17 protein-coding genes are annotated in these 22183 nt (G+C 36.6%); 7 read left to right on the top strand and 10 right to left on the bottom strand.

Features of this window, described 5'->3' with window-relative positions:
- Positions 1-61: 61 nt before the first annotated feature.
- The 4 genes from M2372_RS03130 to M2372_RS03145 form a co-directional block, all read right to left on the bottom strand.
- Positions 62-937, bottom strand: a complete 876-nt coding sequence (locus M2372_RS03130; protein ID WP_148060716.1) for a hypothetical protein — start codon at positions 935-937, stop codon at positions 62-64.
- 222 nt (positions 938-1159) lie between these two features.
- The gene (locus M2372_RS03135; RefSeq protein WP_123318387.1) at positions 1160-7291 is read right to left on the bottom strand and encodes an alpha-2-macroglobulin; all 6132 of its coding nucleotides are present in this window, start codon (positions 7289-7291) and stop codon (positions 1160-1162) included.
- 25 nt (positions 7292-7316) lie between these two features.
- Positions 7317-8594, bottom strand: coding sequence for a hypothetical protein (locus tag M2372_RS03140; RefSeq protein WP_148060715.1), 1278 nt, complete (start codon positions 8592-8594; stop codon positions 7317-7319).
- Between the two features lie 89 nt (positions 8595-8683).
- On the bottom strand, positions 8684-9943 hold the full coding sequence (locus tag M2372_RS03145; protein ID WP_123318385.1) for a hypothetical protein: 1260 nt from the start codon (positions 9941-9943) through the stop codon (positions 8684-8686).
- Between the two features lie 94 nt (positions 9944-10037).
- On the opposite strand from M2372_RS03145, the gene M2372_RS03150 reads away from it, so the two are divergent.
- The 3 genes from M2372_RS03150 to M2372_RS03160 are packed head-to-tail and all read left to right on the top strand — an operon-like array spanning position 10038 to position 12100.
- On the top strand, positions 10038-10901 hold the full coding sequence (locus M2372_RS03150; protein ID WP_123318384.1) for a WG repeat-containing protein: 864 nt from the start codon (positions 10038-10040) through the stop codon (positions 10899-10901).
- Positions 10902-10910: 9 nt separating this feature from the next.
- The gene (locus M2372_RS03155; protein WP_123318383.1) at positions 10911-11342 is read left to right on the top strand and encodes a hypothetical protein; all 432 of its coding nucleotides are present in this window, start codon (positions 10911-10913) and stop codon (positions 11340-11342) included.
- 14 nt (positions 11343-11356) lie between these two features.
- Positions 11357-12100: a hypothetical protein gene (locus tag M2372_RS03160; RefSeq protein ID WP_123318382.1), complete on the top strand. Its 744-nt coding sequence runs from the start codon at positions 11357-11359 to the stop codon at positions 12098-12100.
- A 12-nt stretch (positions 12101-12112) separates the two neighbouring features.
- On the opposite strand, the gene M2372_RS03165 is transcribed toward M2372_RS03160, so the two are convergent.
- Entirely contained in the window at positions 12113-12838 is a 726-nt protein-coding gene (locus tag M2372_RS03165; protein ID WP_123318381.1) for a hypothetical protein, read from the bottom strand.
- 1027 nt (positions 12839-13865) lie between these two features.
- Between M2372_RS03165 and M2372_RS03170 the strand changes: the two genes are divergently transcribed.
- Positions 13866-14411 carry a hypothetical protein gene (locus M2372_RS03170; RefSeq protein ID WP_115971207.1) on the top strand — a complete coding sequence of 182 codons (546 nt, stop codon included), beginning with the start codon at positions 13866-13868 and terminating at the stop codon, positions 14409-14411.
- Positions 14412-14641: 230 nt separating this feature from the next.
- On the opposite strand, the gene M2372_RS03175 is transcribed toward M2372_RS03170, so the two are convergent.
- Both M2372_RS03175 and M2372_RS03180 read right to left on the bottom strand, forming a co-directional pair.
- On the bottom strand, positions 14642-16129 hold the full coding sequence (locus M2372_RS03175; RefSeq protein ID WP_123318379.1) for a serine hydrolase: 1488 nt from the start codon (positions 16127-16129) through the stop codon (positions 14642-14644).
- A gap of 87 nt (positions 16130-16216) precedes the next feature.
- Positions 16217-16807: a helix-turn-helix domain-containing protein gene (locus tag M2372_RS03180; RefSeq protein WP_123318378.1), complete on the bottom strand. Its 591-nt coding sequence runs from the start codon at positions 16805-16807 to the stop codon at positions 16217-16219.
- 183 nt (positions 16808-16990) lie between these two features.
- Between M2372_RS03180 and M2372_RS03185 the strand changes: the two genes are divergently transcribed.
- The 3 genes from M2372_RS03185 to M2372_RS03195 all read left to right on the top strand — a co-directional run bounded on the left by M2372_RS03185 (position 16991) and on the right by M2372_RS03195 (position 19479).
- A complete protein-coding gene (locus M2372_RS03185) occupies positions 16991-17626 on the top strand; it encodes a LysE family translocator (protein WP_123318377.1) in 636 nt (211 codons plus the stop codon).
- A gap of 141 nt (positions 17627-17767) precedes the next feature.
- Positions 17768-18631 carry an AraC family transcriptional regulator gene (locus M2372_RS03190; protein WP_123318376.1) on the top strand — a complete coding sequence of 288 codons (864 nt, stop codon included), beginning with the start codon at positions 17768-17770 and terminating at the stop codon, positions 18629-18631.
- A 125-nt stretch (positions 18632-18756) separates the two neighbouring features.
- Positions 18757-19479, top strand: coding sequence for a siderophore-interacting protein (locus M2372_RS03195; RefSeq protein ID WP_123318375.1), 723 nt, complete (start codon positions 18757-18759; stop codon positions 19477-19479).
- Between the two features lie 158 nt (positions 19480-19637).
- Here M2372_RS03195 and M2372_RS03200 read toward each other — a convergent pair whose 3' ends face one another.
- Genes M2372_RS03200 through M2372_RS03210 form a run of 3 tightly spaced genes read right to left on the bottom strand, consistent with a single transcriptional unit; the run spans position 19638 to position 21859 of the window.
- Positions 19638-20216 carry an NAD(P)H-dependent oxidoreductase gene (locus tag M2372_RS03200; RefSeq protein WP_123318374.1) on the bottom strand — a complete coding sequence of 193 codons (579 nt, stop codon included), beginning with the start codon at positions 20214-20216 and terminating at the stop codon, positions 19638-19640.
- Positions 20213-21238 (bottom strand): saccharopine dehydrogenase, encoded by a 1026-nt coding sequence (locus tag M2372_RS03205; protein ID WP_123318373.1) that lies wholly within the window; start codon positions 21236-21238, stop codon positions 20213-20215. The genes M2372_RS03200 and M2372_RS03205 overlap by 4 nt, the downstream gene beginning before the upstream one ends.
- Positions 21239-21292: 54 nt before the next feature.
- Positions 21293-21859: a Crp/Fnr family transcriptional regulator gene (locus M2372_RS03210; RefSeq protein WP_123318372.1), complete on the bottom strand. Its 567-nt coding sequence runs from the start codon at positions 21857-21859 to the stop codon at positions 21293-21295.
- Between the last annotated feature and the right edge of the window lie 324 nt (positions 21860-22183).

Raw genomic sequence — 22183 nt, forward strand, 5'->3', positions numbered from 1 at the left:
GAAAATGGCCCGAAACTGATTTATAAAGCGCTATAAAACTCACTGTTTATAAACTATTCATTTATTTCTTCACTGAATCCAGATGTTTTCTCATCATTTCAGAGGCTTTCTCCAGATCATTTTTTCCGAAACGTTTCATAAGAGTTCCTTCCAGCATGTGTCTTCTTGATCTGTCCGGATCAAAAAAGTCTTTAAAGATCGTAAAACGTAGATTTTGGCTGCTATCAAAGCTATCACTCAAATTTTCATTGAGGATCAGCAATGTGATATATTCGTATTGTTTATCGCCTTCATCCCTGATATCCTTATTGAACTGAATCATTTTTCCATCCCTGATCCACATATCATATACCAATGGATAATGCATTGGTCCGCCTTCGTCATCACTGAAACCATCATAAGTATATTGAGGTTTGCCTAGTTCTTTACGTGCCAAATCCATGCTTTTCTGATAATAATTGCCCTCCGAATGCGGAATGGTACTGAAAATGCACCCCACAACCTTCCTGCTTTTCTGATCCAGAATGAAATGGGCATAATTGAATTTAATATTCCTGAAAAAAGCAATTTCCGGTACAGGAATTCCCTCCATTATTCCTTCTTCTTTGATCTCTTTTTCAGTTATATGATCAAACATTTCACTGTTTTGGCTGTAATAGGTATAATCCGGATAGAAAACATAGTTTTTGGGATCAATATCAAAGGCATTTATTTGATATGCTCCTGTTAATACACCTTTATTATAAGCATTCAGGGAGTCTACATTCACCTTTGCTGAATTGAGAATATTGTGGCTTTGATAAAATTCTTCCGGTGAAAAGTTTTCAAATTTTATCTGCTCAATATCTGTAAGGTTTTTCGTTCCGTTTTTTTTACACGCCACAATGACAGGCAGAACGACCAATAGCAATAATAATCCTACAATAAAATGCTTCATTAGTTTTTTATTTGAAACCATAAATGTAATATAACCCTAAACAGGAATGAAATGTTTTCCTGTTTTTATTCAGCTTTTGAAGCCGGAAGAAAAAGACTCTGAAAATCTCCAGGAATAACAATACCTCTGTTTTCACCCTTTTTAAAATCACTTTTATATGGACAATCAGTAATTAATAATTAAAAGTACCTTCCAGCCTCACTCTTCCAGCTTCCAACCCTCCTATTTCACAATCTTCACCCTCATCCCCTCAGAATGCGCACTCATAGCCGGTGCATACATATTCTGGAATGAAGTAATTCCGTTGGAAAAATCTCCGGCATTATTGGCTTTTAATTCATACTCAAAGACATAAGTTCCCTTTGGCAGGGAATCAAAAAAGAAGTGAGTCGCCGCATCCCGGGTACTTTCATAATAACCGGCTCCGTTTTGCCATTTATAGGCAGAAAGGACATTGACAGGTTCAAAACCGCTTGCCCGCATATCTTTTAAATGAATATATTCCATATCTTTTCCGGTACGGATTACCAGTCTTACCGTTACCAGATCTCCCAACTTAACAGGATTTTCCGGAGTTACTTCCTTAAGTTTGCTTTCGTTCCCTTCAAATACCTTCAGGAAGAGCTTTTTCTCAAGAGATACATCAGATGAGTTGTGAGCGATTACCTTATCCATATCTTCATAATACAGGTAATACATACCGCCCCAAGCTACTCCCGGACTGTTTTTCTGAACTTCAAGGGTTGCTTTTTCACGGGTAACCTCTTTCCAGGAATAGGATTTTTTGAAGAACCCTGCTTCTGAAGTTTTGGAAAGTTCATTGGCAGGAAAAATGGTTTCGTTTCCTAGCTTCATGGTGATTCCTTTTTCTACATCCAGCCACGATTTTCCATAGTTAAGTAGGGCATATACAGCTTCAGTTGTAGATTTTGTAGTTCCCCAGCCTTCTGTCTGCCTGTTTTTCAATAGCCATACCTTCATTTCTTCTACACTTTTTGCATCTTCCGGATTGGTTTCTGAAAAGGCTTCTATCAGCATAGCCTGTGTTTCTATAGGAGCCTGGTACCAGTACCATCCTGAGATATTATTGTCCCAGTACATCCCATTTTCTTCAGAATTTTTTGCTCCTTTTTTCAGATCAGCAACGCATTTTTTAGCAAAGTCATTATATCCGTATCGCTTTAAAAGGGTAACAATCATAGCCTGATGGTAAAGACTGTATTCATCAAAGGTCTTCACATACGTATTGGCTAATGTATTGAGTACTTTTTTCAGTTCGGATGGAATTTCTGTGTCATTCCAATAGCTTCTGTAGTAGAAATAGGAGGCATAATCGCCTACATCCAGTTTATCACTTGTTTTTCGGTCATTGATCAGTTTGTCATAATATTCTTTATCCAGATAATTGATGCTGTTTTTGATCACATGTTTGATTTCACTGGTAAAATATTCATCGGATTTTCCTTTCAGCATTTTATTCAGCTTTCCGAATCCGCCGAGGATATGTCCGGAAATGGTTTTGTCTTTTCCACCACCAGGAAACCAGGAAAAGCTTCCATCGGGATTTTGACGGTCAACAAGGTCGCGTTGTGCTTTTTTAAGGTCACGCTGCATTTTATTCAGGTTAAAGAAAACAGCTAGCTGCTCCATCTGTTCTTTCTGGTCTTTAATCCTGCTCAGCCATGGAGTTTCCCCAATAAGAATTGTTTTCAGTTTCTCATTAGCTTCTAAAGGATTGGATGGTGTTTCTTTGGCATTCCATTCATCAAAAACCTTCCTGATCTTTGGCGAGGAATTCATGACATAAGTGGAAAGCATATTCCCATACAGCCTGCTGAACAGCTGTTCTGAACATTCATGCGGAAAGGTTCTCAGATAAGGAATTGACATTACCGCAAACCATAACGGATTGGATGTAAGCTCTACACTCAGATTGAAATTGACAGCCGAAGTAGATGTATTATTCAGTAATCCATTCATGGTATAGGTCTTAGTCTGCCCTTCTTTGATAGAAACCGGAACAGTTTCCGTTACCAGCATCCTGTCCGAAAGTATAGGAAGAATATTCTCTTCACCATCGGAATAATTCTTTGTTTTTGCCAGTATTTTATAGCCTACATGATCCAATACATAAGGAATTTTAATATCCCAGCTTGCCTGTGCAGAGCCTTTAGCAGTAATATTGATCTTCTTCAGGGAATTGGTGTTTACAAAGGCTGAATCTAAAGGTTTGGAGGTTGACGGATCAAAGAGATACAGCATAACGTCTCCTTCTGCTTCTTTATCCGACAGATTATCTATTTTAGCTGAAAGCTGAATTTTATCGCCCTGTCTTAAAAATCTTGGCGGGTTGGGCGTTACCATTAATTCCTTTTGTGTTCTGGTAAAAAATTCGGCAGACCCTGTTTTGAGATCTTTGGTATGGGCAAACAGAATAAGCTTCCATTGCGTAAGGGCTTCCGGGGAAGTAAATTCCAGCTTTACGTTACCTTCTGAATCTGTGTAAAGATTAGGAAGGAAAAATGCGGTCTCATCCAGATTGGTTCTTGCTTTTACATTTTTCAGCAATTCTTCTTTCATAGCTTTTTTAGAAGTGACCACAATAGCTCCTCCTTCAGCACTGTTTCCATATAAAGCTACAGCTTCAGTTGGGTTGAGTTTTTTGGTTTCTGCAATATCCTCCTCTGGGATATTTTTATCCGCCAGTTTTCCATCAATAATATAAACAGGGTTTTTATTTTCTGCTTTCCGCTTATATCCTGATGCAACCACAACAACCTCATCCCGTGATGCTTCTGATATATACATTGCAGAGTTTGACGTAGGATTTGATAAATCCAGAACCCTGATAGAAGTATTCTGAAAATAAGGGGCCTTGGGAGAAGGATAGAACTGATCTGACTCTAAGGAATATCTTTCACTGCTTCTGTTAAAATTCATCGAGCTGGAAGAGGTCAGTTCCCTGAGGAAGTCATTAAGGGACCTATTATACGGGTCGTAATCTCTGTATTCATTGGAAAGATTAGGGTTATAAGGATTGAAACGGTATTCATTCTTCACAAACTGATCCAAAGAGGCATCGTACATAGAAGCCAGCACCTCAGCATTAATTTTCTCCTTATCTTTTCCTTTAATGGTTAATACCCATTTTTCGGGTACTCCGGGTTGAATTTTATCCCGGAAAACCTGAGTGGTAATTTCAAGTTTCCGGTTTATATTTTCTTTAATCTCTAATTTTAAAGTTCCTTTGGCAAAATCGTTATCGTGAATAAAGTCATATTCAATGTACAAAATTCCCTTCAGATCAGCATCAGTAATGGTAACAGGAATATTTACAGATCCATTCTTCATAGCCACCTGTTGATAATTATCTTTCTTTTCATCATGAACAAAACGGTAATTCATAAAGCCTTCTTCAAAATCTGAATAAAAGGTAATGATTGCTTTATCTCCCACTATATACGACTCTTTATCTGTACGAACCCCGAAATAAGACTGCTTTCCGTTTCTGAAAGTAACATTGTCGAATACTTCAATAACCTTGAATGTTTTGATGGTATCATGCCCGATGACAGATTCTGCCTCTAAAAGATATTTTCCAGGTTCGGGATTCTTATGGAGACTTACCGTTTCAGTTTCTGAAGTATTGAATTCCTTTGAAAATACAGGCTCTCCTTTTTCAGGCTTAACTCCACCCCCATTCGACGGATAACTTATGTATGGGAAATAGGTATCAAAAAGTTCTTTATCATAACTGGAATGTACCAATACCTTATCTTCAGAATCTTCGGAATTATACCTGTTGTACCCTGATTTTTTGATGAATTTAGGAAGCAGGATCTTGTTCTCCTCTTTCAATGGAGTAATGGTTAGCTTTCCTTTAGCTTGTATTTTCTGATCGTTGAGATTAGTCAAAGATATTTTTACAGACTCCCACTCTTTCTGAAGCATTTGCTCTGAACCTTCAATACTGATTTTAGCTTTTGTATCACCAATATTGATGATTGATTGGCTGCTTTGTGATTCTCCGTTAATATCAGTTACATAGAAAGAAACAGAATACTGATAGTTTCTTATTTTACTTTTACGATCCAGTTCATCTGCTTCTGCTTTAAATGAAATACTGAAATTTCCATTATTGTCGGCAGTTATTTCTCCATGAGTAATTTCAGTTTCTTTTTCGTTATAAGCTGGGAAATAATAATCTTCAAAATAGTTTCTTGAGAAATAGATTCCCTTTCTTTTCACTGCATATTTTACTTTGGCTCCGGAAATATCAGCTCCTGAAAAAGCTTCTGCTTTCCCACTTACTTTTACCTCATCTCCCAACTTATATGCTTCTTTTGCAGGATTGATGTTTACCCGGAATTTCGGTCTTTTGTATTCTTCAACCCTCACATATTTATTCTCATAAATGACATTCTCTTCCTTTTCCCCTGAAATTTCTCCCAGATCAGCGGTCATCACCAGAGAATAATTTCCTGTGATTCCTTCGGATGGAAGCGTAAATACTCCATTAATACTTCCAAACTCATTAGTAATAGCTTGTGTTTTAGCAATTTCTTTATAGTTAACATCTACCAATCTTACTTCCACTTTCTGCTTAGGAAGGATCTTTGTTTTTTCATAATATTCCTGCGCCAGAATTCCTTTGTAAAAGATTTTCTGCCCGGGACGGTAGATTGCACGGTCTGTAAAAATGATTAAGTTCTTCTTCACAGGTTCCTTTTTGGTCTTCTCTTCTTCTCGGCCTCTTGTTTCACGATAATCTCTATCAATGACAAAATATTTTTTCGTCTGTGGAAAATAAATAATACTGGCATCATATTCCCGATTCTTAGATTTTTGCAATGAAAACATCCCTGACGCATCAGTGACTCCGTTGCCGGTTTTTATCAGTTTATTTTCTCTTTTCTCCGAATATTTCTGTTCATATTCATTAATATTCTGATACATGATGTATTCAGCATTGTTAATACTTTTCCCTGTCTTGGTGTTCAGAGCCTGTAAAGTTACCTTGGTATTATCTTCAAATCTTTTTATATAAAAAAGGTCTGAAACGGCAAACATCTTATTGTTATGATTATTTCCCAAAGAGCTTCTGATCTCATACAATCCTTCTTCCAGGGGTGGAATGGCCAAAAGTGTCTCATGAAGCCTGTAATCCCCAAATTCTTTCACCGGAAATATATCAGTACGGAAATTTTGATAACTATAGGTAGAATTGATAGAGGAAATCAGCTTTTCATTTACAGAATATCCGCTCCAGACAGGTTCTTTATCAAAATCTATTTTACCTGATCTCTTGCTCAGTTCTATTTTTACTTCATCTGTATTTCTATAGGTTGTCTTCATCGGAATATATTCTCCTGGAAGATTCCTTTCCGGAAATTCGATGGCCAGATCTGAACGTTCAAAGTAATTAATCAAACCTTTACAGTAACTGTTCCAGTTAGAAGCGGGAATATCATCAATAGCCCTTTGGCAGAGCTGATGGGCAGTCAGAAAATTGTTATCCGAGGTTTCCTCCCTTTCAAGAATGGCTGCCTGATAAAGAAGATAGGCTGAAAAAGACTCTTTGGGAAAAGTATCTGCCAATGCAATCAATTGGTTTGACTGCTCTTTTGCATCGCCTTCAATCTCCGTGCTTTTAAGGTAGATCAAAGCTGTTTTATCTGAGTCTTTGGTGTGAAGCTGCTGCAGCTCCTCTTTAATTTCTGTGATCTTTTTCTTTGCAATCTGATCATAATCAAAGGGTAGATTCTGTAAAAATCTCAGATAATCTGTTGCTACAAGATCATAAAGAGTCGGTTTATACTTTGTGAATTCTTCATTTTCTATAAGCTGTTTCCAAAGTTCTGTTTTTTCATCCTGCAATTTTTGTTTATTGGAAAATACCTGGCTGTACAACTGCTCTGCTTCCCTGTAGAAATCATTTAAAGCCCAGGTTTTATAATCGTCTGAGAGTTCGCTAAGCGGTGTACTATCTTTTTGCTTCATCCTTGAGCTGTAATCACTGATATAGGATGTGTAGATATTGGCCAGATAATACTCATAGAGGGTTTTACGTAGCCCTTTTGACTCTTTTATTTTTTTGCGGAGAACGAAAATCTGATCGGTTTCATGATCAGTATTCTCATCACTCCAGTCATAATACCTGCCCATGAGTGTTTTGACTTCATGCTGAATAGAATCGCGTGAAGACATTTTAGATTTAGGATATAAAATAGGATCTGGTATTGAAACTCCTGGTTTTATAATTCTGGGAACAGGTTTGGGAGGTCGAATCTGGGAAAACAGGCAGGCTGAAGCCAAAAGTGGTAAAATAAAATATATTCTGAATGAAAGTTTCATGATCTTTAAGTTTTAATAGGGAAAATTATTCCTGAACGTAGTTGGGAATCTCAATCACATCACCGGTGCTTTTGGGGATGAAATATCCGCCGGTTCTACGGAGAACCATGTATTTCCCGGGAGCCAGGCTAATGTAAATGAGCTGGGATTCTTTTTCATTGATCTCTGTTTTTCCGGTAGAAGAATACCGTGTTCTTTTTCCCATAAAATTGAAGGATGAAAAATAGAGCTGCTCAGAAACAGGTTTATTTTTAAAATACGGATTCGTCCATGCCATTTTGGAAAATCTCTTAAAGATCGCCTCCTTGGATAAGGCTTCCACATCAGAAACGGAAATAAATACAACTTCATCATCTTTGTACTTTTCTATCGGTTTCCAGCTTGTATCGTCATAATTTCTTTCTAACCGGATAAAATCGGCTCCATTATCTTTAAAGAAATTGTATTTTACTTCCCTGTACAGATCATCAACAGGATGTTTTTCCAAAAACCTGAGGGCTCCACGATATTGAACAATATAACTCACCTGCTCCATATTCACTCCTGAAAAAGGAAAGCTTTTATATTCAATATAGGAAGGAGGCTCGGCTATAGCGCTTTTTTGAGTATAGTAATAGAAATATTTTCCGTTCTTCAGCTCTTTTTCCGGATAAAAATAAGAAGTACTGTCTATCTGCTGAATGAGATTTCCGCTCTCATCAAAATGTCTTGACTTAACTACCCTATCGTTACGATAGGAGTATTCTACGGCTGTTTTAAGATTTTTTTTCCAATAATAGACCTTTTTATATTCCCGGGTTCCTGCTTGGGGTGGTATACTGATAAATTCGTCAGAATCGGTTTTTGTATTATATCTCTTATAATCGGAAACGGAATGTACATATCCTACCGTTCCGGACTCAATATAACCGTCTTTATAAATGACTTCGCCCAAAATACTTCCGTCCGGCTTATATTCTATAGTTTTGCCTGATTTTAAACTGTCTCCGTATTCTACAGTTTTCCAGATTTTGCCGTCATCAAAGTAATAGGTCAGCTTTTTCTGTTTGGTTTTATTGATGTAAGAAGATCCGGAATGATCATATTGATCAGAACTATACCAAAAGACATCTCCTACCAGATTTTTTGTTTTTCCTCCAGCAAAGTATCCCTGCATCTGAAGCACATCTCCTTTCACATAATAGTCCCTGAGCAATTCTAAAGTCCCTGATTTCAAAAACGGAAGCGGGCGGTAATACATCGCATTTGATTTCTGGGTTTCCTTCCAGCCGGAATCAAAATACATGGTCTTTGTCTGGGTCAAAAACAGTGTTGGAATGTATAGAAAACAGAGAAGTAAATAATTTTTTTTGAGCATATGTGGTTATTGAGCATTTATTGTTTTATAATTCATCATCGTCTTTTCTGAGCACTCACGGATACTACTTTTCCCCGACTGTCATAAGTGGTCACTTTTCCTTCACAATTACTGTTCAGCGTTGAAACGGATTTGTTTACTATTTTCCCATCAGCAATAACAGTAAAGACCTGTTTTCCATCTATGATTTGAGATGTATTTTCTGAAATTGTTTTCCCTTCTTTTCCTTTGATGGTCAGCTTTGAGTACATTCTTTTGGTATCAGAATCATATTGATAGGTATTGGTGACAGGGTTTTCACCATCATAAATACAATCTTCCACCAGTATTCTCCCGAGGTTGTCGTAGGTATAATAGGTTTCTTTTGTAATCTTATCTTTTTTATTGAAGTTGTATTGTACCTCTACCTGCCCTTTGCCATTCAAATGAAATTCTTCCCTGGTTCCCCAACTGGAATGAATGATAAATTGATCCGGCAGGTATTTGAAAGTAAGCTTCATTTCCCTTTTCCCATTCTCGGAATTCACTATCGAATCCAATAGTCCTACTTTATTAAGATAATGCTTCTGTATACTTTCAATGCCATCCCGTAAATACACATTCTCCAATACTCTCCCGTTCCTGTAAGTAATATTGGTGGTATAGCTTATTTTTTGCTGTTTTTCATCCAGATAAATGATGTTTATGAAGCGTCCGTTACAGTTTCCGCTGTCTTCAAAAGAAGTCAGAGGATAATAGGTGGTATTGCTGTGATTAATAATCCGGTCTGCATATTTCTGATCCGGAGTAAAAGAAACAGCATCTATGGAGTTCCAGACATTTGAGACTTTTTTTTCAGCAGCCTGATTTTGTTTATCAGTTTCCGATCTCTTTTTCAGATCTTCGGATAAATATTTTTTCACCAAACGTTCATAATTTTTGGTATTGTATTCAATGATGGGTTCATTTTTTCCATCAAATAAAATCATCGCTGTACGTTTTGGAAAATCCTGAACATTTACAAACCATGTGGTGGCTCCATTTGAAAATTTAAAGGCTTTAGCATTGGTTCTGCCCACCATTACCCGTTCTGTAGCACCTCCAAACTGTCTGTAGAGATGGTCTGCAACTGCTTTATGATTGCTGATATGTTCTTCTGATGCAATAATGCTTTCATTTTCTACAAAAAACAGTGCTTTGGAAGGATTGGAGATTCCGAAATCTGCTTTATCTTCCGGAACAGCCAGCCTGGTCACCTTGGGAGAGCAGGCGCATACCAACAGAAACAGCAGTATAAAAGGGAATATTTTCATCATTATTAATCTTATTTTTAAAAGTACAAAAAATAGGATGAACAGAATATCCCTGATAATGTGTAATTTTAAGAAGTGACAAAAAATCAGAACCCGGATGAAAAAAATAACATCTTCCTTACTTTTATCTGCTTCCTTCCTTATGCTTAATGCTCAAAAGTATGATGAGCTGTATCCTATTTCTAAGTCCAATGGCTATATAGGGTATTATCTTTCAGACGGAACTAATGTTGTCCCGCCTCAATTTTGCTCAGCAACTTATAATACAGACGGCTATTATCTGGTTTCAAAAGCTGATCATGAATATGATCAATCCGGAAGAAGAAAGGAAGAACATGTTCCAGGTACAGAAAAGTATGGGATTCTCAACAGTAAGGGAGAATGGGTCATAGGTTTAGATAATACTTACAGCTCAATAGGTTTATCAAATGGTTTTATAAAGGTCACTAAAAATGACCTCGACGGTATTGTTAATGATAAAAATGAAATCTTGGTTCCCATAGAATACGAAGATCTTGATCCTATGTACAGTACGCTTATTGAGGCAAAAAAGAATGGTAAAAAGGGAATCATAGATATTCAAAATAAGACTCTTGTTCCGTTTCTATATGATGAGATTCATGGGTTTCATTTTATGAACGATAAAAACCAGTATTATTCTATCGTCAGAATCGGAGACCAGTACGGAGTAATTGATAAAAACGGAAAATACATCATTAAACTAAGTGATATTGAACTGGTATCTTTAACTGATACTGCCATCATCATCCGGAAAAATGGTTTATTTGGCTTATCGGATTTCCAGATGAAAACCATTCTCCCTTTAGAATATAATGATGCCTATCTTTATGGTCAGGAATTATTTTTCCAGAAAAATGATGTAAATTATTATTTCAGCCCCACAGGGAAATTGCTTAGAAAGGAAAAAACGGAAACAGAACCGGAAAAGAAAACTGATTAATTCAATTCAATGAAAATCAATCTATTATTATTTATCGCCTTAAATTCAGGAATATCCATGTTTTCTGCACAGACTCTAACATCTTCTGAGGTATGGTATAAGCTTTTTTCTAAAAAGGTTAATACAGACAGTCTCTTAACCCAAAAGGGATTTAAGATGAAATATTCCGGCCCGAAAAAGCTCGGCGGTAATCTCTCCTGCTATTTTAATAAAAAGGCAGATGAATGGCTGTTCATTCATGATAATGAGCAATGGCAGACAACGGGTGTTTCTTATCTGCTGCCTACGCTAAAAAAATATCAGAGTAATCAGGTTGAAAAAAAGCTGTTATTACAGGGAGAAAGTGTTACGCCAATGGGAAAAACGTATCAGGAAAACAAACTATATTACCATCTTGTGTATGGTTTTGAAAAATACAATGCTCCTCCTGTAAAGGAATAAATAAGCAGAATATCATGCGGGTAAAATTAATAACAGCCATCATCTTCTTATCAGCAATCCTTTTGAACAGCTGTAATAAGAACAATCGTGTTTCCGGAACTTATGCTGCCCAATCTGTTATGCTTCCTATATTCAATGGCTGCTGTACTTCTACTGAAGTACTGCAGTTAAATAATGACCATACATTTAATATTTATCACCAGAATGACCAGGGAGATTATCTCACCAAGGAATTTACATCGGGAAATTATAATCTGAAACAGGATGTTATCTCTTTTAAGCCAGATACTTTGAATAAGCATTATGATTATTCCAAAGTAAAGTATAAGATACCAGCCTCCAATGACCCGGTATTTTTTTTGATCAAGCAAGATCATGAGCCCCAAAAGTTCTATAAAATTGATTTTAAAAAAGCAGATTCTCTATACATTGGTCGTTATAATCTTAACGACTGGGACCGGGAAAGTATAACCATAAAAAAGGATGGTACCGTTCACTACGTCCGACATTCACAGGACAAAAACATGAATCCTATTGATATTTCCAAACGTAAAAAACTCACTCAGAAGCAATTCCAACACTACATTGAAACCCTGTCACAGAGTAACCTTTTTCAGCCGGAAAAAACCTCCAAAACATATAGTATTACCTTCTCATTGGCCTTCAAAGAATATAATATAGGGATTCACGATCAAAATAATATTGACAAAAAGCTGTATGATTTTTTCTTTGAAACAGTAAAAACTTGGGTAAAGTAAACAAACCTAGATCTACGATACTATTGTAATTCCCCGTTGTCTGCATTCGGCTTCGAGTGTATTCAACATTGTATGGTCCGATATCGTAAAAAAATATAATTTCCCTCTTACCTTCATCCTTATGAAATAGCCTCCACGTGGCGCACTGGTCATTTTAAACTCAGTGACATCTGCCCATAAAAAAGCAAGTACCCTGCCCAATTTAAATACATGCAGCCCATACTGGCTAAGAATAAAAGGAGGTGACATTGTAAATCGGTCTACTCCGTTCATCGATTGGTTTATATCAAGCATTTTTTCAAAATCTTTCTGGCTCAGACTTAATATCACACTCTTATAGCCTTGTATCATCTTTCTTTTCACCAGTGAAATCATAAAGAAAAACAATACGCACATTCCCAGCATTCCGCCCATCATCAGATTGTTATCCCGAATGCGGATATCATAGCTTTCTTTATCTAATATTCCTTTATAATGCAGCGTATCAAACCAGGCATACACAACAGGACTGGAAAAAGCAATAACCATGAAGACCAGAAGAACGATACTTATCGTACGATGTCTTGAATCCATCTTGGTAAGATAATCCTCTCTTTTTTGAAGGGCAGACTGATCTAAAAGCTCAGTCCGGAAATCTATCCCGGAAAATGTATTGACCTGCTGTGGCCTGGAAAGCATCCCAACGAACAATACCGCAAAAACGATGAAAATAATGATGAGAACTACAGTGATAGTCATATGGTTATTATTTCTTAACAAACGAACTTATGAAAAAAATCTGGGAATTGGAAAGTTGGAAGTCAGAAGATGGAGGCTGGAAGTTACTATTCAACCAGTTTTGGCTTCCGGTTTACAATACTAACTAACCAATAGAATTTTAAATTAGAAGGAGGGAAGCCGGAAGAGGGAGGCTGGAAGTTACCATTCAACCAATCTTGTCTTTTAGTTTACAATACAAGCTGGCCAACAAAGTTTAAATTAGAAGGAGGGAAGCCAGAAGAGGGAGGCTGGAAGTTACCATTCAACCAATCTTGTCTTTTAGTTTACAATACTAACTGACCAATAGAATTTTAAATTAGAAGAAAGGAAGATGGAAGAAGGAGGCTGGAAGTTACCATTCAACCAATCTTGTCTTTTAGTTTACAATACAAGCTGGCCAACAAAGTTTAAATTAGAAGAAAGGAAGCCGGAAGGCTGAAAGTTACTATTCAACCGACATTGTCTTTTAGTTTACAATACTAACTGACCAATAGAATTTTAAATTAGAAGGAGGGAAGCCAGAAGATGGAAGTTATCATTCAACCAATCTTGTCTTTTAGTTTACAATACAAGCTGGCCAACAAAGTTTAAATTAGAAGAAAGGAAGCCGGAAGATGGAAGAAGGAAGTTACCATTCAACCCGCCTTGTTTTTTGTTTACAATATAACCAAGCAAGTGAGTTTAAGAAAACAGAACAGTTATTGATTGCACTTCAATATCCTCCAGCCTCCCTCTTCCAGCTCTCAGCCACTACTTCCTATTCATCAAAATATTGCCAGCAAATTAAAAAACAGAACCACCCATTAATTGCACTTCAATATCCTCCAGCCTCCCTCTTCCAGCTTCCGTCCTTTACCCCACCTTCATAAAAAAAGCTGCCCAGCAAATTAAAAAACAGAACCACCTATTAATTGCTCTTCAATAACCTCCAGCCTCCCTCTCCCAGCTCCCAGCCTCTACTCCCCCATTAAACATAAAGCCTTATCTTCGTAAAAAATTTGACAATATGAAAAAAATGATATTTCTGGCTTCGGCTGTTCTGGTATTGAATTCCTGCGTGGTAAGAACGGCTACTAAAGTGGTTTCTGGAGCTGTAAATATAGGCTACAAGGCAGTAAAAGGAACAGTTAACGGGATTAGCTGGGCGGTAAGCAAAGCAAAGGGCAAAATAGATGAAGACCGTTTAGATGGAACCTGGAAGGTAGTAGGTGTTTATAAAGGTTCTTTCGAAGATTTTACCAAAGACCAGAATCCTGAAAGCACATTTTCTTCGGAATGTACAGGAGGTTTTGATCAGATGATTTTTAAAGCTAAAAAATCTAAATTCAAGCCGGTACATTGTAATTCTGATGAAGAAGATTGGGTAAAATACTCGTTGGAATTCGGGAAAAATCCTATCACCAAGGAAAAAGAAAACTATATTGAATACAATTCTAATAATTATATATCCGTAATTGATGTCAACAGTAAAACGATGGTGCTAGAAGGTAATCTGATGCCTAAGCTGGCATTTTCCGGTGCAAAATTATATCTTTTGGAAAAGGTGAAATAATACTTATAAAGCCTGTCTTTTCTTTTGAAGACAGGCTTTTTTATATTATATATGGAATGGTTATTAGTTTTTTCTAAAATATTATGTTTTTGAAACGCAAAGCCTTATATTCAAGCTGTTATATTTCTAAGCGGATGGATAATTTTACGTTTAATTTTATCTCATGCAGATTTCGCTGATGAAGCGGATCTAAAAAATCTGCGGAATTTGTTTGATCTGCGAGAAAAAAATTATCTATTCTCTATATCAGCGATTTTCCTTCCTTCTTCACCCAGATAATGAAGAACCAGCTTTTCATAGATTTTAGTACCATTATCTGTATTGGTAAAGATGATAATTCCTTTCCCTGATTTTGGTAATACAAAAGTAATGCATCTTGTACCCGGATCAGATCCACTATGAGATAGAGCATAGTTACCATTTCCCAAATCATAAATTCCAAAACCTAATCCAAAGTATATACCGTCCTTTATCTTGATTTGTTTTTTGATCATTTCCTGGAAAACTTCCGGTTTCAAATTTTTTCCATTCATTACATTAACCATAAAATTTCCGTAATCCCCGATTGTTGTATGCAAATCATCAGCGGCATTGGCCGTTTTATTTTTTTCTGTCGGATAAGGTTTCCCTTCTTCATTATATCCGATTGCAAATCTGGATTCGTCAGTATTCTGATCCCAGATATAGTTAGTATCGTTCATTTGAAGTGGTTGAAAAATCAACTCTCTGCCAAGCTGATCCAATGTTTTTCCGAATTTCTTTTCCAAAGCGTTCCTTAGATATTCAAAGCCTTCTCCTGAATATTGATATTGGGTACCCGGATCAAAATGAAAGCTTAATTTTTTGTCAGTATTCATCCATCTCCAGTTCGGAAATCCGGTCTGATGGGAAAGAATGAGCCTTGTTGTGAGCTTTTTATGCCTTAGATCATTCGCAATATCCGAGTCTATCCAATACGCATCGAGAGACTCATCCAGCTTCCATTTTCCAAGACTTACCAGACGTAATGCCACCATTGCCGTAACAGGTTTGGTAAGGGAAGCTACATTGAAGTAGGTATTAAAAGGAGCTGAAATTCCATTTTTAATATCCCCAAAAACCTTTACCTGCTTCAATTCTCCGCCTTCAATAATTCCCAATCCCAGAGTTGGAATGTTATTTTCCTTCAACCAATTTTCTATTTCCTGATCGTTATTAAAAACCGTTCCCTGATCGATTGTTTCTTTAGCATGATGATCGAAACTCAATGATCTTGACAATTTCCAGTCGCTGTTTTCCAACTGCCAGAAATTAGTAAACTTAGCTTCCCCTACCAGTTTTTCAGCCTTATTGCCTTCTTTTTCATAAAACAGATGTTCCCCGTTCTGAACAGCACCATAGACTCTTCCATCTTTATACATAGGATAAATATGAGTATTTTTATCAACCAAAACTCTTTTATAGCGATATATGCTGGAAGCTTTACAAAGTCCGTTTTTAAAGTCAGTCATGAATTTCTTCTTATCTGAAAAGCCATCTTTATCATGATAAAATTCAAAATTTTCACTGAGCACAGCCTCTGCCTGTTTACTGTTACAGGTATTAAATCCTACCGAAAAAAGGAGACTGTCCTTTGACATAATTGTCCTGTAAAGAGGATCTGTTTTTTGCAGTTGCGCATGAATAGGATTAAAAAACAGAAAGAAAAAAAGAAGACTCAATAAAGCTGTCTTTGTCATGATTAATTTTTTGACAAAGATTATATTTTCATTTATTTTATCCCTAAAAAAGAACCCGACAAAAACCCGACAAAGTACTGACAGGATTTATATCATATTGAAATTCAACCGGAAATACAATTTCTTATTCCTGTCAATTTCCATAGCGTTGCGAAGGATTGTAAAGATATTAGAGAGCACAATGACGATAATAAGAACCAGAGTAAACTGTCTTCCAAGCTTTAAAAAGATCCCCAACATAAATACAACAGGCGCCATCACCGTCCATATTATCTGAACAGATATGATCTGTCTCACCAGATTATTTCTCTGCTTCATGGTAAACATCAGAAGAAGTGGAACAAAAATATTCAGTGGGGGCAATAAGGTAAATAATAGTGAAGAAAGATTAATGATTTTGACAAGAGAATAATTGATCTCAGGCTGTAGTTCTTCCTTCACCTCGGGAGCAATCTCATGGGTTATCTCATCACTGGGTTTGGTTTCAGGAATTACAAAAGTTTCCTGTAATGAAGTTTCTTCAATTTCCAATGCCTGCGCTAATGCTCTTAAAGTATGTCCTTTCGGTTCTGTGCCTGCTTCAATCCGCTGGATGGTTCTGACAGAAATTTTTGATTTTTCTGAAAGTTCTTCCTGAGTAAGGTTCTTCTGTTCTCTTGTAGCTTTTAATTTCGACATTTGTCTGGAAAGAATTCATTGATTGATTCGGCTAATTTACGCTTTTTTAGGATTTGAAAAGGTTGGAAGCTGGATGAATGAAGCTGGGAGTGACTCTTAGCTATATTTTATCCCAGACTAATATAAAGTATGATGATTTTCTTGTCTCTTATTACAAGAAACAAGACATTTGCATAAAAATTAATGATCCCACTTCAAGACCTTTCATTCTTTATTCTGGCAGCACTTATCCTGGTGATCAGCCCGGGACCAAATATGATTTACCTGATTTCAAAATCGATAACACAGGGTAAAAAGTCTGGCTTTATATCATTAATGGGCGTGATATGTGGATTTATGTTTCACATCATCATGGTTTCTTTTGGCTTAACGGCTGTATTATTAGCTGTTCCGCTTGCCTACACAGTTCTTAAAACCATCGGAACGGTATATCTTCTGTATCTGGCGTATCAGGCCATTAAACCGAAGTCAAAAAACATTTTTGAAATCGATCAGAATGGTACTCATGACGGTCCTAAAAAGCTTTTTACCATTGGATTTTTAACAAATGTTCTCAATCCGAAAGTAGCTGTTTTCTATCTGTCATTTTTTCCACAGTTCATCAAGCCGGAATATGGTTCTATTTTAACCCAAAGTCTGGAACTTGGAGTAATTCAGGTACTGGTAAGTTTTACTGTGAATTTTTTAATTGTTTTGACAGCTGCAAGAGTTGCTCTATTTTTCAATAATAATCCTGCATGGATTAAAGTTCAAAAGTGGTTTATGGCCAGTGTACTTACTTATCTGGCGGTGAAAATGGCATTTTCAAAAGCAAAATAATAGCTTCCTCAAATTAAAAAAAACGTTCCTTGCTACCGATGCACGTTTTTTTATTACACTCGTAGACAAAATAAAACTTAATGAAGCAAAAAATACAGCAATCATCCTGTATTTCGTAGATTTGTGAAACCAGTTTAAAAGATGAAGCAGGCAATTCCTACCTATGATCTAAATGATATTTCCCAACACGGTATTCTTGTTGAGAGAATGGAACAACGTGATCATAAGTCTGAAGATATGCTACTGGATAAAGGAATACACCGGGACAATAATTATATTTTTACCTGCATGGAAAGTGGTCATGTAAAAATGATGGTGGATTTTAAAACTGTTGAATCACAGGACCCAGCCATTTTCTGTGTATTACCGGGCCAGGTACATCAGGGACTAATGATGAAAGACGTTTCAGGATGGTTTGTAGCAGTGAAAGCAGAATTGATTCCGGAAACTGTGCGTTCTGTATTTGAAGAGCTATTGGTAGAAATCCAGCCTCTATCCGTCAGTAAAAGCTGGAGAGAAAAGATAAATACTTCTGCCAGCCTTCTCAAGTTCTTTTTATCGGATGAAATACTTGGATCTAAAGAAGGATCTCTGATTGTTCAGTCACAGCTTCATGCTTTAACAGGAATGTTTGCCTTTATTTACAAGCATGAAAACAGAGTGAAAACGGCTCATGAACCCCGTGCTCTACAGTTAACCAGAGCCTTCAGAACTTTGGTGAGAGCAGAATTCAAAACCATGAAAAGTCCATCAGCATATGCAGCGCTATTAAATATTTCCAGAGGATATTTAACAGAAGTTATTCGTGAAGTGACAGGAAAATCAGCTCAGCACTGGATCCATCAGGAAATTTTGATAGAATCAAAAAGATTACTGGTCTTTACCCATCTTACCATAAAGGAGATTGCTTATGAAATTGGCTATAATGACCATACTTATTTCAGCCGTTTATTTTCTAAGCTGGAAGGCCAGCCTCCTTCAGAGTTCCGTGATAAGAACAGATAATATTTAATATTTAGTTCTTTCCATCCAAATAATATCATAAAAAACAACGAATAGTCCAATCATTTCCTTGAAACGGCTATCGGATGATCTTAATTTTGATGCTTCCTTTGCAATAAAAAAATAGTATGCCAAGCTTGCCAAAATGGATCAATGATACTGTAGAAAGTGTATTGTCCTCAAAGTTTAAAGAATGTACAGTTACAGATATAGAATCTGTAACGGCTGATCTCCGCCGTATACGCTTCTCTACAGATTTACAGGATGTTGAGTTTGAGCCGGCTTATGCCATAGGAATCAGGATCAATGACAGGGATTACCGTAATTATTCACCTTTCAACTTCAATAAAGATTCCGGAACTTTTGATGTCTTATTCCACATGCATGATCCGGTGGCAGCAGGAAGTCATTTTATCAGCAGCCTTACCATTGGGGATTCTTTAAAAATATTAATGCCGAGAGGAAAACGTTTTTTTGATCCCGATGCAGCGATCCATTTTTCCATAGGTGATGAAACATCACTGGGAAGTTCCCTCTCCATCAAAGAAGCTGTAGAAGGACCTGCCCAGCAATTTATATGCCTTCATGAACTCAACGATTCATCTGCATTGGAAGCCCTCAACTTATATGGCTACCACATTCCTAAAAATAATACTATAGATATTATCGAAGCGTTAACCGACTTTCTGAAGGAAGAAAAGCAGGCTATTGACAATAATAATGTAGTTTTTTATCTTACCGGAAACGGTACTACCATGTCCCTGATCAAAAGATTTCTTAAAGCTAAAGGAATTTCCTCCCAATGTATCAGATCACAGGCATATTGGTTAGATGGAAAAAAGGGACTGTAAAAATAAAAATCAAGGAAACCGGAAGATTCTGTTATTCAAAATTGTTAGATACAATAAGATTAAAAATGCTATCCGGGAAATATTCTTTTTTCCGGTTTCCTGTCAAAACTTTCATATATAAATTTGTAAAAGCTGATTCCTATAGTAAAGTGGAAGTTTTACCGTTGTTTTCTTCCTAATTCTGCTACTTTATCCAACCATTTTCTGCGCTGTTCTTCATTGGAAGTCCGGATTATCCCCAGATAGGTTACCTTTACAGGCTTTATTCCGCAAAACTCCAACGTTGACTTTTTAAGCTGATTAACACTTGGTCTTCCATACATAAGACGGTAATACCAACCCGGCTGATCGATTGTTGTGATAATATGGGCTGTTTTCCCGGCTAAAAGCTTGTCCCACCATAAAGAGTTTTCTCTGTATTTATAGGCAAATCCCGGAAGAAACAATCGGTCTATAAAACCTTTCATAAGGGCTGGCAAACCTCCCCACCAGACAGGGTGTACCCAAACCAGATGATCTGCCCACTGTATAATCTCCCATGCATTTAATAAGTCCGGCTCCAGTTCCATTCTTTTTTGATACCCAAACTGCAGATTGGGATTAAATTTTAATTCTGCAATGGTAATTTCTTTTATTTCAGCTCCGGCCTCTATGGCTCCGTTTTTATACGCTTCTGCAACTCCGAAATTGAAAGATTTTTTATTGGGATGACCGTTAATAATGGCTATTTTTTTCATTGTGTTATATTAGTATTAATCGTTTCATAAGCGTTAAGCTGAGCCAGCAATGATAAAGGCTCATGCAATTGATGTCCGAAATACACATTGTTTTCATGCGGATTTCTGAACAGTTCTTCTGTATGCAGAACTGCTGACAAGGCCGTTAATTCAGCCTGTCCTTTGGTACTCTGCAGACTTAGTTTTTTATCACCGTTTTTATCTTTTACAACAATTTCGAATACTGCCTGATCACCATTTCCGCTTGATCCGAAAATCATTTTTCTTTCTTTTAATGATAAAATATCAAAGATTCTGAGATATTGAAAACTCCCCAGCAGCCAGGTAATAAACTTAGAATTATAAGTCATTTTTACACTTACATTCGGAATTCTTTCAACCCTGTTCAGGATATACAAATCGGGAACATCAAAATTATAGGCACTTCTCTTTCCAATTCCAAAAGAAAAATCAAAGCGTTCAGTATTTAAAAAGTGTCTGATAGAAACGGGCTGATCATTCTTATAATCATGAAAGGGTACAGCAACATTTTCTGCCATAAAATGAGCTGAGCTCTCCCCTGCCAAATCCTTAACAGAATAGTAAACAAAGAGCTTTACTCCCTGAATATCATTAGCATCTTTTGACAGAATACTAACCAATCCGGGTACTATTCCCCCCATCCAGCCTGAACTGAAAACAATCCGGCTGTTAATGTCTTCCTTTCCGGCAATATCATAAGCTTTTACCAGAGCTGGTGTAGGTTTCGTGATATCCAGATAATCAATATGATGAGCGATAGCATATTTGAGAACGTTATCAGATTTATCATTCACGGAAAGAATAATAAGGTTTATTTTTTTATCAGCGATACCTTTAAAAGAAGCGGGATCGGTAACATCAATTTTCAGATGTCTTTCTGTATTTCCGTCTTTACGTCCGCCAATAAAAATATTAATATGCGGATTTCTCGCCTGTAAAATACGGGCAATTGTTTTACCCACCAGTCCGTTTCCTCCAATAATCAGAATATTATACTCCATCTATTTTTTTTGACAAAATTAGAGAGCTTGGAAACGAATAAACAGGACAAATGTCTAAAAAGAAATCTCTTTCCTGATGCGGCTTAAATGCCGTTGTGTAATGCCGAGGTAAGAAGCAAGATACTGTAAAGGAATTTTCTGAATATAATCCGGATAGTTTTTAAGAAGTGCCACATACCGTTGGCTGGCACTGTCTCTCTGAAGCTGGAAAAATCTTTTTTCAAGCTCAAGATACTCCTGTTCAGCAATGGTTTTTAAAAACCTGGTCCAATTGAGGTCATCCTGTATCAGGGCATCCATCTTTTCCTTTTTTAATACCAGCAACTCTGCATCAGTAATTGCCTGCATACTTTCTTTACTGAGGCAATCCGAAATTAATGAAGAATATGCGGCCATCATCGTATTGGGAAACCTGAAACAATAGGTCATATCTTTTCCATCATCAGAAAGATAAAAGGACCGGAAAATCCCCGATTGTATAAATGCCACTTCCCTGCATTTTTCACCTTCCTGAATAAAATACTCATTCTTACTGACTTTTCTGACTTCAAAAAGCTTTAAAAACTCTTCAATCTCATTTTCTGAAAACAGATTAAAACTCCGAAAAAAATCATGTACCATTGACCTGGGTTTTCTTAATACGGCGAAAATAACTAAAACTTATTAGAAAATTAAATCCGGAGGAAGGAAGTTAGAGGGAAATAGCTGGAAGATGGAGGTTGGGAACTGGAAGCTACTGTTAGAGATACAATTACTCTTAGCTACTATAAATTAGTTGAAATAAAAAAAGGATATCTTATTCTTTTGACTTTCGTAATCTCCGGTTTCAAAACTATAAAATTGCATTTTTTATCCCTAACTCATAAAAAAAAGAAAATCATCCCAGGTCGGGATGATCTACCGTTTTGAATAACTAAGTTATTATATGAAGATATGAATGATGTT

Source organism: Chryseobacterium sp. BIGb0232 (assembly GCF_024810195.1).
GTDB classification, from domain to species: domain Bacteria; phylum Bacteroidota; class Bacteroidia; order Flavobacteriales; family Weeksellaceae; genus Chryseobacterium; species Chryseobacterium pennae.

Excerpts from the sequence above, each read along its gene's own strand:
- M2372_RS03145 (WP_123318385.1), bottom strand. The coding sequence starts at position 9,943 with ATGATGAAAATATTCCCTTTTATACTGCTGTTTCTGTTGGTATGCGCC.
- M2372_RS03165 (WP_123318381.1), bottom strand. The coding sequence starts at position 12,838 with ATGACTATCACTGTAGTTCTCATCATTATTTTCATCGTTTTTGCGGTA.
- M2372_RS03130 (WP_148060716.1), bottom strand. The coding sequence starts at position 937 with ATGAAGCATTTTATTGTAGGATTATTATTGCTATTGGTCGTTCTGCCT.
- M2372_RS03205 (WP_123318373.1), bottom strand. The coding sequence starts at position 21,238 with ATGGAGTATAATATTCTGATTATTGGAGGAAACGGACTGGTGGGTAAA.
- M2372_RS03135 (WP_123318387.1), bottom strand. The coding sequence starts at position 7,291 with ATGAAACTTTCATTCAGAATATATTTTATTTTACCACTTTTGGCTTCA.
- M2372_RS03170 (WP_115971207.1), top strand. The coding sequence starts at position 13,866 with ATGAAAAAAATGATATTTCTGGCTTCGGCTGTTCTGGTATTGAATTCC.
- M2372_RS03155 (WP_123318383.1), top strand. The coding sequence starts at position 10,911 with ATGAAAATCAATCTATTATTATTTATCGCCTTAAATTCAGGAATATCC.
- M2372_RS03180 (WP_123318378.1), bottom strand. The coding sequence starts at position 16,807 with ATGTCGAAATTAAAAGCTACAAGAGAACAGAAGAACCTTACTCAGGAA.
- M2372_RS03195 (WP_123318375.1), top strand. The coding sequence starts at position 18,757 with ATGCCAAGCTTGCCAAAATGGATCAATGATACTGTAGAAAGTGTATTG.
- M2372_RS03185 (WP_123318377.1), top strand. The coding sequence starts at position 16,991 with ATGATCCCACTTCAAGACCTTTCATTCTTTATTCTGGCAGCACTTATC.
- M2372_RS03175 (WP_123318379.1), bottom strand. The coding sequence starts at position 16,129 with ATGACAAAGACAGCTTTATTGAGTCTTCTTTTTTTCTTTCTGTTTTTT.
- M2372_RS03200 (WP_123318374.1), bottom strand. The coding sequence starts at position 20,216 with ATGAAAAAAATAGCCATTATTAACGGTCATCCCAATAAAAAATCTTTC.
- M2372_RS03190 (WP_123318376.1), top strand. The coding sequence starts at position 17,768 with ATGAAGCAGGCAATTCCTACCTATGATCTAAATGATATTTCCCAACAC.
- M2372_RS03150 (WP_123318384.1), top strand. The coding sequence starts at position 10,038 with ATGAAAAAAATAACATCTTCCTTACTTTTATCTGCTTCCTTCCTTATG.
- M2372_RS03210 (WP_123318372.1), bottom strand. The coding sequence starts at position 21,859 with ATGGTACATGATTTTTTTCGGAGTTTTAATCTGTTTTCAGAAAATGAG.
- M2372_RS03160 (WP_123318382.1), top strand. The coding sequence starts at position 11,357 with ATGCGGGTAAAATTAATAACAGCCATCATCTTCTTATCAGCAATCCTT.